The sequence below is a fragment of the Pseudomonas sp. GW704-F2 genome (assembly GCF_059423025.1).
In genome coordinates, this window is the sequence record NZ_JBWKXO010000016.1 from 17086 (window position 1) to 33391 (window position 16306).

A 16306-nucleotide genomic window follows, 5' to 3' on the forward strand; every position below is an offset into this window, starting at 1 on the left:
TAGTGCGGCAGCAACATGAGTCGAACAATATTGAATCTGCTCCAACTCAAGAGACCGATATGATCCGACCAGCCAAGGCAAACGATGACCCCGAGATCAGAGAGTGTGCCGAACAGGCCTATGCTCGTTATGTTCCAGTGATCGGGCGAAAACCCGCTCCGATGGTCGCAGATTTCAACCCCATGGCGTTCAAAGCCCAGGTCGCCCAGAAAGCGCAATGCGGCAAGGTGTGATTGCCGGACGCTTACCGCCGATAAGCGGAAAGCCCAAAAATAGTGGTTGCGCGGCCATTTTCGGTTAATATTTTCTGAGTGTTCGGCTCACATTTTAAGAAAATCTTGGCACGTTTAAGAAAATCTAGCCAACGACAGGGGAAAAAATGGGAAACCTAGTGGGTTACGCCCATTTGATCAATCCGTGTTCATCGTAGCCTGTGCATCGCCTAGACAGCGCCCCCCACAGCCGCTCCATAGCACGCTGAGAGCATGGCCACCCCGAGAAAATGGCTTCCCACAGAATAGGCAGTACAAGAGAAGATTGACGTTATGCCGAGCACATACCGTTACCTTAGGATGAAGACGCCGCCAGTATGAATAACCTATATCGTGGATGTCTTGCTTCACACATATTGGGCAATAGGATCGGCTAACTTTAAGACTATCGAAACAATAGTTTGCAGTGACGAACTCTGATTCTGAATATGCAAAGCTACTATCAGATTTTAATACGCTGCGAAAATGATAATCGGTGTGCAGATGCACTAACTTATTGAACCCATAGCAGCCATACCAGCCAAAAATTTCAGCGATGGAAATTACTTGTGAATTATCCCATGAGTAATAGCGGAAGTTCGGTGATCTAAAAATGTCTAAATCAGGATTGCGTAATTGCAGGAATAGGTTTCGCTCCACGTACGAACGAAGCGACTCATCAGGTTGGATTCGCAACAGCATGAAACGTCCGGCTCAAGGTCTTAGAAGACTGGGAAGCAGCCAAAGGCTTGGGACATCGCAGGAGGCGGTAGATGGGTCCTACCGCCTTCTGCGACAGTTTTAATTCTCTAAAACCACCAGGTGGGTACCAACAACATAATTTGACACAACCCCTCGCGCAAATCGGGGTCTGTAGGATGATTCGGGGTAAAGACAACAGCAACATAGATTGACACAGATGGGCTGCGCTTCAAATACAGGGCTCGGCTGCTCACAACATAGTTTGACACGAACAACTAGAGTGCAGTCATGAAGGGTGGTTTTTGAGAATTACAACTATCGCGTGTGAATTAAAACCGTCGCATGTGCCGCTTGATCTCGGGCGGCACCTCACGTGACCCTGCTGGAATCAGGCTCAGGTCGTTCAACGAGTTTTCCCTGGCGATATTAGAAGAGATGCAACACACCAACTCTGGCTCAGGTGCTGCAAAGATTACTGACATTTTATTGACCATGGCAGCCATTGGCGTGCCGATGGTTTTTGTATGCAACTACAGCTTGGCTCATAAGCTACTTGGCCGAAACAGCGAGGACAAGCAACGTCTGCTCGCTGATCCCCGAAGCATGTTGCCGGACGAGCCTGGCAGCGCGAATTGGCTGAACGATATCGCTGAATGTCTCAGAGCGAGCTATGCCTACGTAAAGGCTGATATTGGTTAATCGGCCGTTGAGCTGTACCGCTGTACTTTTGGTATCAAGCGACTGGTGGTACAGCTGTTGAAGCTGGCCTATGTGGAATGTCGCAACTCGGGGCGGCAGTGCGTGAACCAGCTCGATATTACTCGTGCATACCGTGCCACAGCTTACACAGCGAGCGCCGGTGAGGTGGAGGAGCTAATGCTACTGGCGCTGAGCAGTCTCAAAAAACATAAGCTCAAGGACTTGCACTGCCCGTTCGATCTATCTGCTGCAATGAAGACAAATGTCGTGAATTTCACTCGTGCTGATCGTCAGGAACGTGTCAATGCTACGGTCTTTCACTCGTAAGCGGCCAGCGAACACGCAGTAGAGATAAACTAACGCACGAGTATGCTGCTCCGCATGCCCGCAGCGATGTAATGCCTGAGTTCTTCGCTGGCTTCACTGACTTCCGCCAGTAGCGCTGGACGTCCGTCAAGCATGATGATGATGTCCTCAATGTCTCTGTGATAAGGGTCGCCTTCTCAGCTGGCTAGCACCAGGTGCTCGATCCGCTTGTAGGTCTCGAAGAGCGCAATCATGTCACCTTGAGCCATGACTTCCAGTGGCAATCGGCCGGCAAAAAACGGATTGTCGTTCTTGAAGCGAGGGAAACCTTTCACGTTTGCCTGGTTGGAGAAGACCATCCGCAGCGAAGCGTGGATACCCAGCACCATCCCGATGCGTTGCTGCTGATCTTTATCGAGCCGCTGACCTGCAGCAATGCCACGCCATGCGCGACGGTAGGTCGCGGGTGAAATTCTGAGAATCCGGCACGCCTGACTGGGCGTGGCTTCCCAGGCGCCGATGATGCGCAAAGCCACCTTCAACCCGGTGGTAGCCTGCTGCTCGCTAAGACGTTCACCACTGATCATCCTGTTCTCCTCTGCCGTACGCAGTTTACCTACTAATGGCTGAAGTAGAGAGGCCCGCCTCAGCATGCGCATAGCCTGTAGCGGAGAAGTAAAAAATCTACCACCTACCTAAGAGTTAGTCGAAGAAACACTTAATTTTTCTTTGACTCTGTGTTGTAGGTTTTATGCATCTCAGATCGGATCTCTTTTATGGCTCCGATCAGCGGAGCGAAATAAAGTCGTGGAGCGTTCTTGGCGATTTGGCGAAGCTCTGCGGCTAATGTGGATTTCATGTTCGGAATCTCAAAGGGTAGCGTTTTTATATCTAGTCCCTTTTAGGTGTATTTTCAAGGGCCGCGGCAGGGACGGTGGTTACCTGCCCCCCCTACCGCGACCGTCTGACGTCGGTCTATGTTCACAAAAATAGATGAGTCGGGAGGCCCTGCAGACGTAGCTCATGCAGAGGTTGGCACCGGGTCATTATCCACGTGGGCTTCGTTGCCACACCGTCATGCACCAAGAACTTCATTCGTTGGCACGGCGATTAACGAAGGGGTATGCACAGTGCGGCTTCACGACACCGAACACTGCGATCAATCTGGCCAGCGCGATCTCGGTACCGGCGCGCATGTCCATAGGCTCGATGGAAAGCCAGATGGCTTCAACTCCAATCATACCAACAGATCTCGCAGAAAAGTGGCACAGGCGACAGCGCTTCCGATCGGCCAGTTCACTTTGATGGTGCCACGCGGGTGCTGTATTTCAGGAGTCATCTATGTGGGTCAAAGCACGACTTAGTACGAACCCGCGCGGAGGGTAGAGTTTTTGGCAAGGGCACAAACTTACCGGTGCGGCCATCGAAAGCTTGGATACAGCTGCTGTGAAAATTGGGAGGAAATGCAACTACACGAAAAAGATGCCACTGGAGTGCTGCCCCCCTCCTCACGAGTGCAGCGTTGACGTCGCTATTTCCACACACCGTAATCCATAACGCACCGGAGAGCCCTGTATGCACTTGGCGGGCATTGGAAATTCCAGGCCTTTACCGGACGAATCTCTCGATGCGTGAAAAGTCGCCTGATAAAGCTAGCGAGTGATCACAATTAGGAGGTTGTTCTCTCGAAACACCTTCGCTCCATCGGGAAGCCAAGACGGAAGCTGGTCGCCATGCATGTCGGGGGCTTTCAGCACAATCCCTACGGGTCCTAGCTTCATCTGCTTACTTAGCCAGTCACCAACGTCTTTCGACAGAACGCGTCGATCTTGTGCATCCGCGTACCCAAGGCCGTAGCGCAACTCTCCATCAACATTGAGCAGCGTCACGTCACTGCGGTTCAGACGCCACGCCAAGGCCGAAGCTGCACCCAGGTCGTTGCTCAGCAGGCTGCGCGCGCCCTGCAGCGGGTCCAGGTGCTCGGCGATGAACTGGTCAGGCATCTTGTTATCGACGATGGTCTGCGGCATGGATGCCGGCAGCACTGCGATCAGTACCCAGATCGCCAGGGCCGGTGCGTACCAGTGCTGGCTGGCGCGCTTCCACTGGATCGCACCGCACAGCGCCCAGACCATGCAGACCAGCGCCGCGCTGGCCAAGCGCGCGGGGTAGCCGGAAAACACAGGGTGAGTTAGTTCGAGACCGATCAGCCCCGGCAGCGACAAACCTCCTAGAGCCAGGTTGAGCAGCCCGTTACCGCGCAGCAGACGCAGGTCCTTCTGGCGCAGCTTGTCTACCAGGGTGTTGGCCATGAGCAGCGCGAGTGGCGCGAAGCATGGCAGGATGTAGGTCGGCAGCTTGCCCTTGCTGAGGCTGAAGAACAGGAATGGCATAGCGAACCAAAGCGCGAGAAACCCGCTATGGCGCTCGCGCCGCTCCGCCCAGGTACGCTTGAGGGCGGGTATCACCAACAGCGTCCAGGGCAAGCTGCCAGCAAGCAGGATGGGGATGAAGAACCAGAACGGCGCCGTGTGCTGCGCATGGTTGCTGGTGAAGCGGCGGATGTGCTCGTTCCAGAAGAAGAAGTTCCAGAAGTCCGGCTCCCGCTGATTGACCGCCAGCACCCACGGCAGACTGATCAGCACCGCGATCAGCACCGCCAGCGGCCCGCCCTTGAGCAGCTCCCGCCAGCGCCCGTGAAGCACGGCGTAAGGCACCACCACGATCACCGGCAGTAACCAGGCGAGGAAGCCCTTGGTCATGAATCCGATGGCACAGGCCGCGCCGAGCAGAGCCCAACCTAGCCAGCGCTCCCGAGCGCTGCGGCCTTCCATGCCGAGCCAGGCCGAGGCCAGGCTGAGGGTGGTCCAAAGCGCCAATTGCGGGTCGATGTTGGAGTACCCGGCCTGCCCGGCGGCGAGGCCGAAGGTCATGTAAAGCAGACAAGCGGTCCAGGTCTTGAGTGGGTCGCTCCACAGCCGGCGAGTCAGCAGGAACACCAGCAGCACGGTAGCACCGGTGGTCAGCGCCGAGGCTATGCGCGTACCGAAGAGGTTGTCGCCGAATAGCGCCTGGGCGATCGCGATCAGCCAATAGCCTCCTATGGGTTTCTCGAAATAACGCAGCCCCATGAAGTGCGGCACCACCCAGTTGTCCGTGTTCAGCATCTCCTGGGCCGCCTGTGCATAGCGCGTTTCATCCGGCACCCAGAGGCCGTGGAAGCCCAGAGGCAGAACGAAGAATAGGGCGAAGGCGATGAACAGCGCCGGATAGGCCAGCGCGGGCAGCGTCACCATCCCGGCTGGCCTAGTGACTACTGTGGGGGGTGTTATCGAGGTGGTCGAAGACATGCGGTGGGTCTCCTTAAAATGCTGTGCCGGCGAACAAACGGAGTGATACGTTGGAACTGGCGCAATTCGGATGGGGAAGATCTAGGGAAGTACGCATGAAAGCGCGGACGGTCGAAGACAACTCCCTGCTGGGCAAGACCGTGCAACGCAGCTTGCAGGAAGCCGGCTGGATCGTCGATCTGGCGATAGACGGCGATGGGGCGCTCACATCGGGTACTTTGTTGAGCCATCCGGCTTTTTCGTGATCCATGTGTAGGTAGCTTCTCCTGAGGTGAGCTGCACTGAACTTGCGCAGAGGAAAAGATACATAGCGAAACTTAGTTGAGACTGAGGGACTGTTATGAAATTGCCATATTTCCTTTGCCGAGTAGATCGTTGCGCTGCACGTTGGCGCTTACGTCGTGCACATCAATCCTGCGCCAGTTGACCAGCAGAGCAGCCGGGTGTTTTGCCTAATAGGACTTACAACAGAGCAATTCCCTGCCCCGGTTTCGCTTATTGGGTCGATTTACCTGTTGCCAGGTTTAGAGCTCGGTGCGGCTGAAACTCACAGTGACAGCTCACAGAAACCTCCCGTTGAATAACTAGGGAATGGGCGCTGAAATGACAATCAGACAGTGCGTCGACCGCAGGACCTGCTGCCATGAAAGAACGATGGGTGGCCATTGTCCCAAGAATGAGGACGAGATTAGGCAAATTGACTGAAGACAGGAAAAATGAGCTTCTTGGGAAGACTCCCCACCTCATTTAGCTCTCCCAATAGTGGTAGCGGCGCGAGTGACGCGAACTTTGGTGGATTATTCCTCTAGTCTCTCTTATGGATGAAGCGGATATTGGTGGATTTCAGACGAGCCAGCGATAGTGCTCTGCGTGACGCGCCGCATCATTTCGACGATTCGCCCATCACTGTCTTCCACTGTGTAAAACCCAGAGAGCCCAGGATCCTCGGCGCATTAGCACCATCGGCAGCTATGAAAAATGCCTCGGCGTAATCGCTGGATCGCTGACCTGCAGGCACCCGCATCGTGCGTTCGAAGTGATCGATGCAACCGCTGTGAGTAATCAGCACCAGGTTTTCCTTAGGTTTCTTGTAAGCCATCGCGGCATTCCTGAAGCCTGCGTCGCACTCGCCAACCCACTTCTGTGAGGTCGCGGTATTGCCCGCGATGAGATCGGCTGTCTGCTGGGTACGCGTCTTCGGGCTGGAGATGAGGGTAGCGTTATCAAGACCCAACTTCTGCAAACCCTTAGCGACAGCCAACGCCTGCTGCTGGCCATTGACCGTGATGCCGTTGGGGGGCCCGAAGCAGGGATTGCTTGAACGATCACAGCGCTCGGCATGCCTAACCATCACTATGACATTTCCCTCCATCCACTGTCCGTTAAGGCCGGACTGTACAAAGTTATTTCCATCACCCAGATCCGGCACGCGGGGCGCAAGGAAATACCATGTGGCAGCAGTCAATGCGGCAATGGCAGCTAAGCCAAATGCGATATTTTTCCTGCTCAAGCGCACGGTACGATTGTTCACTTTGCCTGCTGTAGCATCACCCATCTGGATGCTAGCCATATCATCACTCCTGCAGAGGTAGGAACAGCGGTACTAGTCAGGAGCTCGCCTTTTCGCGGCACCATAGATACTGCGGGAATGTAGAGATGGCTGTGTATTAAAACGGTGAAAACAACGTGAAAAAACAGAAGTATGCGTCACGCTTTGGGGCGACCAGAGTCAAGCATTCAGAGCCTCTTACTCGCCCCTGCATACGACGAAATCTTGGCCATCTGCACTAACGTCCCAGCCTCGTTGCCATCCTCCTCCAACATCCGGCCTCATGTAACCGGGGGGGGGGGCCGGAGGTCCATAAAATTAAAGGTCGGCGATTATAGAGATTGGGGCGTATGCGTCCGGCCAACACACCTTCCTGACCCCAACGCCAAAGGTGATGGTGTCCACCTGAAAGTGGACACCATTTCTAGCCTTTTAAGCGGGTCTTTCATGCAGTCACAACGCCGTTCCTATTCCAAATCCTTCAAGGCTCAGGTCATTCAAGAGTGCGCCCAGCCAGGGGCCTCGATTGCCAGCGTTGCGCTGAGCCACAGCCTTAACGCAAACCTCGTCCATAAATGGATTCGAGTCCAAGCGCAGAAAACCATGGCTCTGCAGCCTGCGTTCATTCCGCTGCCCTTGCAGCTAGCCGGAGTAAATTCACAAGCCGTGTCGTCGACTATTTGTCTCGAAATCCCGCACCCATGCGGCACCGTCAAAGTGAGCTGGCCAACCGAAAACGCCGCAGCCTGTGCCACCTTTCTGCGAGATCTGCTGCGATGATCCGCATCGATACCATCTGGCTCGCCACCGAGCCGATGGACATGCGCGCCGGCACCGACACCGCCATGGCCCGCGTGATTTCAGTGTTCGGTGCGGCGCAGCCGCACTGCGCTTATCTGTTCGCCAACCGCCGCGCCACCCGCATGAAAGTCCTGGTGCACGATGGGTTGGGCATCTGGTTGGCGGCACGTCGGCTCCACCAGGGCAAATTCGCTTGGCCTGGCACGCGCCACGGTTCACAAATGGAGCTGAGCACCGAACAGCTACACGCCTTGATACTGGGCTTGCCATGGCAGAGAGTTGGCCCCGCAAACGCCATTTCCATCCTCTGAACCGAGCCATGCCCCATCCGGCAGCGCAATTGTCCGATCAGCCTGTCGTCCTGTTTACGCTGATCTGGCAAGATCGGCGACATGACTTCGATCCCCGACCTCGACCAACTGAACCCCGAACAACTGCGTGCACTCGCGGCGCAGTTGCTGCAACGCGTCTCGGCGCTCGACGAGCAAGTTGAAACGATGGGCAAGACCGTCCAGGTCATGGACAAGAAGATCCATAACGACAAAACGTTGATCGAAAAACTCAGCCACGAGATCGCCCAACTCAAGCGTTTCAAGTTCGCCAAACGCAGCGAACAAATGAGCCCGGAACAGGCCAGTTTGCTCGACGATCTGATCGATACCGATATCGCTGCCATTGAAGCGGAACTGGAGTCGCTGCAAGTTACTCCGGCACCGACCCAGGAAAAGCAGAAACCCAAGCGTCGCGCCTTGCCGCCTGAGTTTCCCCGCACGCTGATCCATCACGAGCCGGACAACACGGAGTGTGCCTGTGGCTGCGCGCTCAAACGCATCGGTGAAGATGTCAGCGAGAAGCTCGATTACACACCTGGCGTGTTCACCGTGGAGCGCCATATCCGTGGCAAGTGGGTCTGCGACAGTTGCGAAACACTGATCCAGGCCCCGGTGCCAGCGCAGGTGATCGACAAGGGCATCCCGACTGCGGGCTTGTTGGCCCACGTCATGATTGCGAAGTTTGCTGACCATCTGCCGCTGTATCGCCAGGAAGCCATGTTTGGCCGCGCCGGCCTGGTTATCCCGCGTTCGACCCTCGCCCAATAGGTTGGCGCCTGTGGCGTGCAGTTGCAGCCACTGGTCGATGCGCTGCGCGAAGTGGTGCTTGAACAGCCGGTCGTTCACGTTGATGAAACGCCGGTGCAAATGCTCATGCCGGGCACCAAGAAAACCCATCGTTCCTACGTTTGGGCTTACGCCACCAGCCCGTTTTGCGAAACCTCGGCTGTCGTTTACGACTTCAGCCTCAGCCGGGCCGGCGAGCATGCGCGTAACTTCCTGCAAGACTGGAAAGGCAAGCTGGTCTGCGATGATTTCGGCGGTTACAAGGCCAGCTTCGAACTCGGCGTGACTGAAATCGGCTGCATGGCTCATGCCCGGCGCAAGTTCTTCGAACTGCATGCGACCCAGAAGAGCACGCTGGCTGAACAAGCGTTGCGTTACATGCAGGTGCTGTACGAGATCGAGGGGGAAATCAAGGAACTGGAACCGGACATACGCCGCCGAATACGGCAGGAAAAGGCGGTACCCGTGATGGATGCGTTGCATGCCTGGATGGTTGCCCAGCGCGACATCGTGCATAACGGTTCGGCCATTGGCAAAGCCTTGGATTACAGCTTGAAACGCTGGACGGCGCTGTCGCGCTACCTCGATGACGGGGCCGTACCTATTGATAATAAATGGTGTGAGAACCAGATACGGCCTTGGGCGCTGGGGCGCAAGAACTGGCTCTTTGCTGGGTCGCTACGCAGCGGCAAACGCGCCGCTGCGATCATGAGTTTGATCCAGTCGGCCCGGAACAATGGGCACGATCCCTATGCCTACCTGAAGGATGTGCTGACGCGCATGCCTACGCAGCGAGCAAGTGAGATTGCAGAGTTGCTACCGCATAGGTGGCGTCCGGCTTAGTCGTGCAAGACGGTTTGCCCGTACGCTTACGAATCAAGCAGCACCAAGAGCACCGTATCGAAGGGTTGTCGTAGATCGATTGCACCCATACGTCCCGTAATCTTTTGCGGGTTCAGGATACAGCGACCCTTGATCTGGATTCTCGCGACACCATCTTCCAGCGCCTCTGTAGCGTCGTAACCTGCCTGCCTTGCAGGATGTAGCAACAGGCCGAGTCGAGTAGCAGCTTCGTACTCTGCGACCTCGCCGGTGACGCCCAGCGGCTTGCCGGTTAGGCGGTAGAATCTGCGCGCCAGCACCTTGGCGTCTTTCAGAATCTTTAGGATTTCCTCCTGAATCAATGCCGCCTGCAGGGGCTCGTTGCAATTATCGGGTTCAGTCATCCGCGAATGCTTCCAAGGCAGGGAGCAGCTTGGGTAGCTCAGTAAGGTTGGCAGTGACGATGTCATATTCTCCTCGACTGCTCAATCTAGTCCGATCAGGGCGAGTCCTAGGAAACCAACCAAACTGAGTCGGCGGGTGGCAATCGGCGATAACTCAACTGTATACTTATTGCTCAGCCCCGCGCTTGAGCTACAGGAACACCAGCATGACTGTACTCCGAACGATCTACTGGCAGCCTACGCCGCCTTAGCGCTACGCCCCCTCGCAACACCTCGCACCGGCCTGTTTTCGCTCGCGGTGCGTACTGCTGTATGCCCGGTTCTTACACCCAAAGCACACAGTCAAATAATCCTCAAAATTTGAATTCGTATCGACGCGCTCGCCATTCGCTTGGTGTACGTGCGGTGCATTGCCTTGGATATTCTGATGTTGCAATCACTCAAAAAAACGTGGTTCTCCAACGTTCGTGGAGATGTGCTCGCGGGGATCGTGGTCGCACTAGCGCTGATCCCCGAAGCCATCGCCTTTTCCATCATCGCCGGCGTCGACCCCAAGGTCGGCCTCTACGCCTCCTTCTGTATCTGCGCAGTTATCGCATTCGTCGGCGGTCGCCCTGGCATGATCTCGGCGGCGACCGGAGCGATGGCACTGCTCATGGTCACCTTGGTGAAAGATCACGGGCTTCAGTATCTGCTGGCAGCAACGCTGCTCTGTGGGGTACTCCAGATACTCGCGGGTTACCTGAAGCTAGGTTCGCTGATGCGCTTCGTCTCTCGCTCTGTGGTCACGGGTTTTGTTAACGCCTTGGCGATTCTGATTTTCATGGCGCAGTTGCCTGAATTGACCAACGTCACCTGGCACGTCTACGCCATGACCGCAGCAGGTCTCGGAATCATCTACCTGTTTCCATATGTACCGAAGATCGGCAAGCTGATTCCCTCGCCACTTGTGTGCATCCTGACCCTGACTGCTATCGCGATTTACTTGGGGCTGGATATCCGCACCGTTGGAGACATGGGTCAGCTACCGGACACACTGCCTATTTTCCTGTGGCCTGAAGTCCCGATGAACCTTGAAACCTTGCGCATCATTTTCCCGTATTCAGCAGCGCTCGCAGTTGTGGGCCTACTGGAGTCCATGATGACAGCGACCATCGTTGATGATCTGACCGATACCACCAGTAACAAAAACCGCGAGTGCAAGGGCCAAGGCGTTGCCAACATTGCAGCAGGGATGCTCGGTGGCATGGCCGGCTGCGCCATGATTGGACAGTCGATCATCAACGTGAAGTCTGGCGGTCGAACTCGCCTTTCAACTTTATGCGCAGGCATCTTCTTGCTGCTGATGGTCGTGTTCTTGGGCGAATGGCTCTCCAAAATCCCGATGGCGGCATTGGTTGCCGTAATGATCATGGTGTCCATCGGCACCTTCAGTTGGGACTCGCTGCGAAATCTGAAAGCGCACCCGTTGTCGACCAACATCGTCATGGTGGCAACTGTTGTGGTGGTCGTGGCAACGCATAACCTGGCCTATGGTGTGTTGGTTGGGGTGCTGCTGGCATCGCTGTTCTTTGCGAACAAAGTCGGGCACTACCTGGATATCACAAGCAGTCTTGAGGAGACTGAATCGCACCGGACTTACCGTGTTGTGGGCCAGGTGTTCTTCAGCTCCGCAGACAAATTCACCAATGTCTTCGACTTCAAGGAGGCACTCAAGAAGGTCACTATCGAGCTGACCCAAGCCCATTTCTGGGATATCACCTCGGTTGCAGCGCTGGACAAGGTGGTTATCAAGTTCCGTCGCGAAGGCGCCGAGGTTGAAGTGCTCGGTCTGAATGAAGCCAGTGCCACTATCGTTGACCGCTTTGGCGTGCATGACAAACCTGACGCCATCGATAAGCTCATGAGCCACTAAGGAGACCGACAATGACCCACGTAATGGCATGCATTGATAACTCACAATCCTCGCTGGCGGTCTGCGACTACTCAGCATGGGCGTCGCAACGACTTAGCGCGCCTCTTACCTTGCTGCATGTATTGGATGAGGAGAAATACCCTGCATCAGCAAACCTGAGCGGAAATATTGGTCTCGGAAGTCGAGAGCATCTACTGGAGGAGCTGGCTACTCTAGATGCTCAGCGTGCCAGGCTCGCTCTGGAGCAAGGTCAACACATGCTCGAGAAGTCCAGGGAGCGGACGGTCATAGCCGGCGCAGCTTTTCCTGAGTTAAAGCAGCGCCACGGACACTTGATAGAAAGTCTGATCGATCTTCAGGACGATATTCGACTGCTGGTCATTGGGCGAGTGGGTGAAGACAGCAAACGTGGAGTGCACAGCCTTGGCAGCCAAATTGAAGCTATTGTACGCACAATTCACCGTCCAATTTTGATAACCGCAAGCAGCTATAAAATGCCACAAAAGGTGATGCTCGCGTTTGACGGTAGCCGCACAGCACACAAAACCGTTGATCTGCTTGCCGCTAGTCCGCTTTGCGCAAACCTACCGATTCATCTCGTTATGGTTGGTGCTGATTCGGAAGGCAACCGAGAGTCGCTGGAGAAAGCGAGGAGCACGCTCCTTACTGCTGGCTTTGTCATCCACGCCCAGATCCTGCATGGAGAAGTGGACGAGGCTCTGCACGCTTATCAGGCGGAGCAGGGAATTGATCTTCTCGTCATGGGGGCCTACGGCCACTCGCGCATTAGACAATTTCTGGTAGGCAGTACAACGACGATGATGCTCAGCACAGCCACCATGCCGATACTGTTGCTTCGTTGAGTAGCTGCAAGTACACGAATTGGGTCGCATCTAACAAATACAGGTGCGACTCAGTGGATGCCAAACGAAGTGCAGTACCAAAAACCGAGACTCACTTATTCAAACGCAGGGAGGCTTGGCGTAGCTACTGCCTTAGCCTCTGCTACCCAAGCATCAAAGCCTCCAGCGATAGAAGACACATTGACGTAGCCCATCTCACCCAGAGCTAAGGCAGAAAGAGCAGCTCTTCCGCTCGTTTTGCAATAAAGAATTATCTTTAAGTCTCGGATAGCGAGTTCTGGCGTGCTGCTAAGCCTGAACTCCAAAATCCCACGTGGAATGTTTACTGCGCCAGGGATATGGCCAGCGCTGTACTCATCTGGCTCCCGTACATCGATCAGTAGATCAGCTTCCTCTACTGCAGCATCTGCTGAGCCAAGGTCTATTTCTCTGATGTGTAATTTAGCTTCTGTCACAAGATCATGTGAGCTTTTCATTTAAGATTTAATCTCATTTGCGTCGAGTTTTTCAATTCAGGATGCGGGCTGCACCCGCCTCGACACCATGGCCCTAGGCATTCATTATGTAAATATATATATTATATAAATTCTAAATGAGTCGGCAGTTATGCAACGCCCTGAAAATGAACTCGATATCCAGCAACTGCGAGCTAGCGCTGAAGCTGCTGGCCAGCTACTGAAAGTGCTGGCGAACCCTGATCGATTGCTCCTTCTCTGCCAACTGTCGCAGGGTGAGTTAAATGTGACCGATTTAGAGGCCTTGTCGGGCATTCAGCAACCTACGTTGTCTCAACAACTCGCGGTGCTACGTAGCAAGAGCATGGTGGAAACGCGACGCGCGGGAAAGCAAGTCTATTACCGAATCAGCAGCTCTGCCGCGCTTGCGGTGATCCATGTCCTTTATCAGCACTTCTGTGCAGGAGATGCAAAATGAGCATTGATTGGATCAACTTTACGCCTTGGACTTCCGTAGGCGGAGGGGCCTTGATAGGTCTGGCGGCTAGCTTGTTCGTTCTCGCAAATGGTCGCATCGCAGGCATCAGTGGGCTGATTGGAAGCGTGATGCAATTTGGCAGTGAAGGCTGGAGCGAGAAGGCGCTGTTTCTTCTTGGCCTAGTGATTGCTCCGTTGTTGTGGGGAGCGTTCACCTTATTACCGGAGATCGAGATCAAGGCTGAGTGGCCCGCTCTGATTATTGCGGGGCTGCTCGTAGGCGTGGGCACCCGTTACGGCTCCGGCTGTACAAGCGGTCATGGCGTTTGTGGGATCTCTCGACTGTCAGCCCGCTCGATCACTGCAACGATGTGCTTTATGTTCGCCGGTTTTGCAACGGTGTACGCCATTCGTCATGTGGTGGGAGCATGAAAATGATCAAGCTGAGCGCATTTTTTGCAGGACTGATCTTCGGCTTCGGGCTTCTTCTGGCAGGTATGGCGAACCCCGCCAAGGTGTTGGCATTTCTTGATGTGGCCGGGGCCTGGGATCCGTCACTCGCCCTGGTGATGGGAGGAGCTATCGCAGTGGCGGCTATCCCCTTGAATTGGGCGCGCAAGAACAAGCAATCGTTGCTTGGTGCCCCCATGCAGTTACCGATGAAACGGGAGTTGGATGCCCGCTTGATTGGCGGCAGCCTGGTGTTTGGTATCGGTTGGGGAATTGCGGGGATCTGCCCTGGGCCAGCGGTCGCTATTCTGCTTACGGGGCACGGGAAAATCATCATATTCGTATTGGCCATGTTGGCGGGTATGTACTTGTTCTCTCTATTAGAACGTCGGCGCACGGCCTGATTAGGTGATAGCCATGAAAGCGAATGACTGAAGCACGGTCAGACGTCTACACACGCTGACCAGATCGATTTCACCTATTGAGAGCCAAGGGGTATTTGATGTCAGACCTGAACGATCCACGAGTCTTCTTTGCTGCTGAGCGAACCTTGCTGGCCTGGAACCGAACCAGCCTTTCGCTGATGGCGTTTGGCTTTGTAATTGAACGATTCGGACTACTGCTGCAAATGCTCAAGCCAGGTGTTTTGAGCGCTCCAGGAAAACATTTTTCTTTCTGGATCGGACTCGCTTTTCTAATGCTGGGCTCATCGGTTGCCTGTTGGTCATCCTGGCAGTACAAAAAGGTGGTAAAGACCCTCAAGCCTGTTGAGATCCCCCTTGGCTACAGCGTCAATGCTGGCCCTGGCATCAATGTCATCACGGCAATCCTGGGCGTTTTGCTCGTTGCGTATTTGTCCATTATGTAAGCAAGACAGACCTTCGTTCGGCTCCCGACATCGCCCTCCGCATAAGAGGGTAAACGGCAGCCCCAGGGCTTTACACCGATGCAGACGAGCATTTTCAACGAGCAAACGAGTGAAGGTTCTCGATTCACACGTATTTCAAAATATTTCTGAAAATGCCGAAACTGTCATCGGATAGAAATATTTAAAGAATTAAATCGTCACTTCTCCGATAGGTGGATACCTCCACTTAACTCCTTTCATTGAGGTGTTGTCGTGATGTTGCTGACTAAAAAAAGCCTGTCTGTCTTACTGGCTTCCCTCTGCATGAGTGGCCTTGCTCATGCGACCGATGTTACCGGTGCGGGCTCCAGCTTTGTCTATCCGGTTTTGTCCAAGTGGTCGCAGGACTACAGCAAAAGCTCCAGCAACCGTATCAATTACCAGTCGATTGGATCGGGTGGCGGTATCGCTCAGATCAAAGCGGCAACAGTAGATTTTGGTGCGTCTGACGCACCGTTGTCTGCCGATGATCTCAAGGCCGGTGGCCTAGGCCAATTTCCCAGTGTGATTGGCGGCATCGTGCCGGTGATGAACATTGAGGGTGTAGCGCCGGGCCAATTGAAGCTCGATGGTGAGACCTTGGCGAAAATCTTCTTGGGTGAGATTACAGTCTGGAACGATCCGGCCATCGTCGCCCTGAACCAGGGCATGAAACTGCCAGACAGTAAAATCACCGTCGTCCACCGTTCTGACGGCTCTGGCACCTCATACAACTTCACCAACTACCTCTCCAAAGTGAGTGATGGCTGGAAATCGAAAATCGGTTTCGGCACGACTGTGCCTTGGCCGGTTGGTGTGGGTGGTAAAGGCAACGAAGGTGTCTCGGCCTACGTGAAGCAGATCAAAAACTCAATCGGTTATGTTGAGTACGCCTATGCCCTGCAAAATAAAATGACGCACGCGCAACTGAAGAACGCCGCCGGGAAATTCATTCAGCCCAATGCCAAAGCCTTCCAAGCGGCTGCCGACACTGCGGACTGGGCTAACGCCAAAGACTTCAACCTGATCATGACCAACGCGCCTGGCGATAGCGCATGGCCGATCACGGCGACCACTTGGATCATCATGTACAAACAGCCGAAGAATGCCGAGCAAAGCCAAGCTGCCTTCAACTTCTTCAAATGGTCGTTGGAGAAAGGCCAGCAACAGGCCTCTGCGCTGGACTATGTAGCCCTGCCTGACTCTCTGGTGAAGCGTATCGAAGGTTACTGGAAGTCTGACTTCGCCCATTGATTCA

At 54.6% G+C, this 16306-nt stretch carries 19 protein-coding genes and 1 pseudogene; 14 read left to right on the top strand and 6 right to left on the bottom strand.

Annotated elements, in window-relative coordinates; all coding sequences use genetic code 11:
* Nucleotides 1-59 precede the first annotated feature (59 nt).
* From AC07W0_RS15205 to AC07W0_RS15215, 3 genes are all read left to right on the top strand, one after another.
* Nucleotides 60-233 (top strand): hypothetical protein, encoded by a 174-nt coding sequence (locus AC07W0_RS15205; protein WP_017850069.1) that lies wholly within the window; start codon nucleotides 60-62, stop codon nucleotides 231-233.
* A gap of 1062 nt (nucleotides 234-1295) precedes the next feature.
* Complete coding sequence (locus tag AC07W0_RS15210) at nucleotides 1296-1652, top strand: hypothetical protein (RefSeq protein WP_057005194.1); 357 nt, start codon at nucleotides 1296-1298, stop codon at nucleotides 1650-1652.
* Between the two features lie 102 nt (nucleotides 1653-1754).
* A complete protein-coding gene (locus AC07W0_RS15215) occupies nucleotides 1755-1979 on the top strand; it encodes a hypothetical protein (RefSeq protein ID WP_143041273.1) in 225 nt (74 codons plus the stop codon).
* 176 nt (nucleotides 1980-2155) lie between these two features.
* Here AC07W0_RS15215 and AC07W0_RS15220 read toward each other — a convergent pair whose 3' ends face one another.
* The 3 genes from AC07W0_RS15220 to arnT form a co-directional block, all read right to left on the bottom strand.
* Nucleotides 2156-2545 carry an antitoxin Xre-like helix-turn-helix domain-containing protein gene (locus tag AC07W0_RS15220; RefSeq protein ID WP_057005192.1) on the bottom strand — a complete coding sequence of 130 codons (390 nt, stop codon included), beginning with the start codon at nucleotides 2543-2545 and terminating at the stop codon, nucleotides 2156-2158.
* Between the two features lie 504 nt (nucleotides 2546-3049).
* Nucleotides 3050-3199, bottom strand: coding sequence for a transposase (locus AC07W0_RS15225; protein ID WP_057005898.1), 150 nt, complete (start codon nucleotides 3197-3199; stop codon nucleotides 3050-3052).
* Between the two features lie 411 nt (nucleotides 3200-3610).
* The gene (gene arnT, locus AC07W0_RS15230; RefSeq protein WP_102617666.1) at nucleotides 3611-5254 is read right to left on the bottom strand and encodes a lipid IV(A) 4-amino-4-deoxy-L-arabinosyltransferase; all 1644 of its coding nucleotides are present in this window, start codon (nucleotides 5252-5254) and stop codon (nucleotides 3611-3613) included.
* Nucleotides 5255-5403: 149 nt separating this feature from the next.
* Between arnT and AC07W0_RS15235 the strand changes: the two genes are divergently transcribed.
* Entirely contained in the window at nucleotides 5404-5553 is a 150-nt protein-coding gene (locus tag AC07W0_RS15235) for a response regulator (RefSeq protein ID WP_134939716.1), read from the top strand.
* A 638-nt stretch (nucleotides 5554-6191) separates the two neighbouring features.
* Here the strand turns inward: AC07W0_RS15235 and pmrG are convergent.
* Nucleotides 6192-6878, bottom strand: a complete 687-nt coding sequence (gene pmrG / locus AC07W0_RS15240; RefSeq protein ID WP_057005896.1) for a lipopolysaccharide core heptose(II)-phosphate phosphatase PmrG — start codon at nucleotides 6876-6878, stop codon at nucleotides 6192-6194.
* Nucleotides 6879-7304: 426 nt separating this feature from the next.
* Between pmrG and tnpA the strand changes: the two genes are divergently transcribed.
* The 3 genes and pseudogenes from tnpA (at nucleotide 7305) to tnpC (ending at nucleotide 9619) form a co-directional block, all read left to right on the top strand.
* Nucleotides 7305-7637: an IS66-like element accessory protein TnpA gene (tnpA, locus tag AC07W0_RS15245; RefSeq protein WP_186355073.1), complete on the top strand. Its 333-nt coding sequence runs from the start codon at nucleotides 7305-7307 to the stop codon at nucleotides 7635-7637.
* A complete protein-coding gene (tnpB, locus tag AC07W0_RS15250) occupies nucleotides 7634-7969 on the top strand; it encodes an IS66 family insertion sequence element accessory protein TnpB (protein WP_057005895.1) in 336 nt (111 codons plus the stop codon). Before tnpA ends, tnpB begins: the two co-directional genes overlap by 4 nt.
* Before the next feature lie 81 nt (nucleotides 7970-8050).
* A pseudogene (gene tnpC, locus AC07W0_RS15255) lies at nucleotides 8051-9619 on the top strand (IS66 family transposase).
* A gap of 26 nt (nucleotides 9620-9645) precedes the next feature.
* Here tnpC and AC07W0_RS15260 read toward each other — a convergent pair.
* A complete protein-coding gene (locus tag AC07W0_RS15260) occupies nucleotides 9646-10002 on the bottom strand; it encodes a hypothetical protein (protein WP_234427167.1) in 357 nt (118 codons plus the stop codon).
* A 427-nt stretch (nucleotides 10003-10429) separates the two neighbouring features.
* Between AC07W0_RS15260 and AC07W0_RS15265 the strand changes: the two genes are divergently transcribed.
* Both AC07W0_RS15265 and AC07W0_RS15270 read left to right on the top strand, forming a co-directional pair.
* Nucleotides 10430-11917, top strand: a complete 1488-nt coding sequence (locus AC07W0_RS15265) for a SulP family inorganic anion transporter (protein WP_057005894.1) — start codon at nucleotides 10430-10432, stop codon at nucleotides 11915-11917.
* An 11-nt stretch (nucleotides 11918-11928) separates the two neighbouring features.
* Nucleotides 11929-12780: a universal stress protein gene (locus AC07W0_RS15270; RefSeq protein ID WP_057005893.1), complete on the top strand. Its 852-nt coding sequence runs from the start codon at nucleotides 11929-11931 to the stop codon at nucleotides 12778-12780.
* 95 nt (nucleotides 12781-12875) lie between these two features.
* Here AC07W0_RS15270 and AC07W0_RS15275 read toward each other — a convergent pair whose 3' ends face one another.
* Nucleotides 12876-13256, bottom strand: a complete 381-nt coding sequence (locus tag AC07W0_RS15275; protein ID WP_082643907.1) for a rhodanese-like domain-containing protein — start codon at nucleotides 13254-13256, stop codon at nucleotides 12876-12878.
* A 130-nt stretch (nucleotides 13257-13386) separates the two neighbouring features.
* Here AC07W0_RS15275 and AC07W0_RS15280 point away from each other — a divergent pair, with 130 nt between their 5' ends.
* The 5 genes from AC07W0_RS15280 to pstS all read left to right on the top strand — a co-directional run bounded on the left by AC07W0_RS15280 (nucleotide 13387) and on the right by pstS (nucleotide 16302).
* Nucleotides 13387-13713 (top strand): ArsR/SmtB family transcription factor, encoded by a 327-nt coding sequence (locus AC07W0_RS15280; RefSeq protein WP_057005892.1) that lies wholly within the window; start codon nucleotides 13387-13389, stop codon nucleotides 13711-13713.
* Complete coding sequence (locus AC07W0_RS15285) at nucleotides 13710-14144, top strand: YeeE/YedE family protein (protein WP_057005891.1); 435 nt, start codon at nucleotides 13710-13712, stop codon at nucleotides 14142-14144. The genes AC07W0_RS15280 and AC07W0_RS15285 overlap by 4 nt, the downstream gene beginning before the upstream one ends.
* Nucleotides 14145-14146: 2 nt before the next feature.
* Nucleotides 14147-14566 carry a DUF6691 family protein gene (locus AC07W0_RS15290; protein WP_057005901.1) on the top strand — a complete coding sequence of 140 codons (420 nt, stop codon included), beginning with the start codon at nucleotides 14147-14149 and terminating at the stop codon, nucleotides 14564-14566.
* 98 nt (nucleotides 14567-14664) lie between these two features.
* Entirely contained in the window at nucleotides 14665-15030 is a 366-nt protein-coding gene (locus AC07W0_RS15295; RefSeq protein WP_046482237.1) for a YidH family protein, read from the top strand.
* 255 nt (nucleotides 15031-15285) lie between these two features.
* Nucleotides 15286-16302 (top strand): phosphate ABC transporter substrate-binding protein PstS, encoded by a 1017-nt coding sequence (gene pstS, locus AC07W0_RS15300; protein WP_082118724.1) that lies wholly within the window; start codon nucleotides 15286-15288, stop codon nucleotides 16300-16302.
* Nucleotides 16303-16306: the final 4 nt, after the last annotated feature.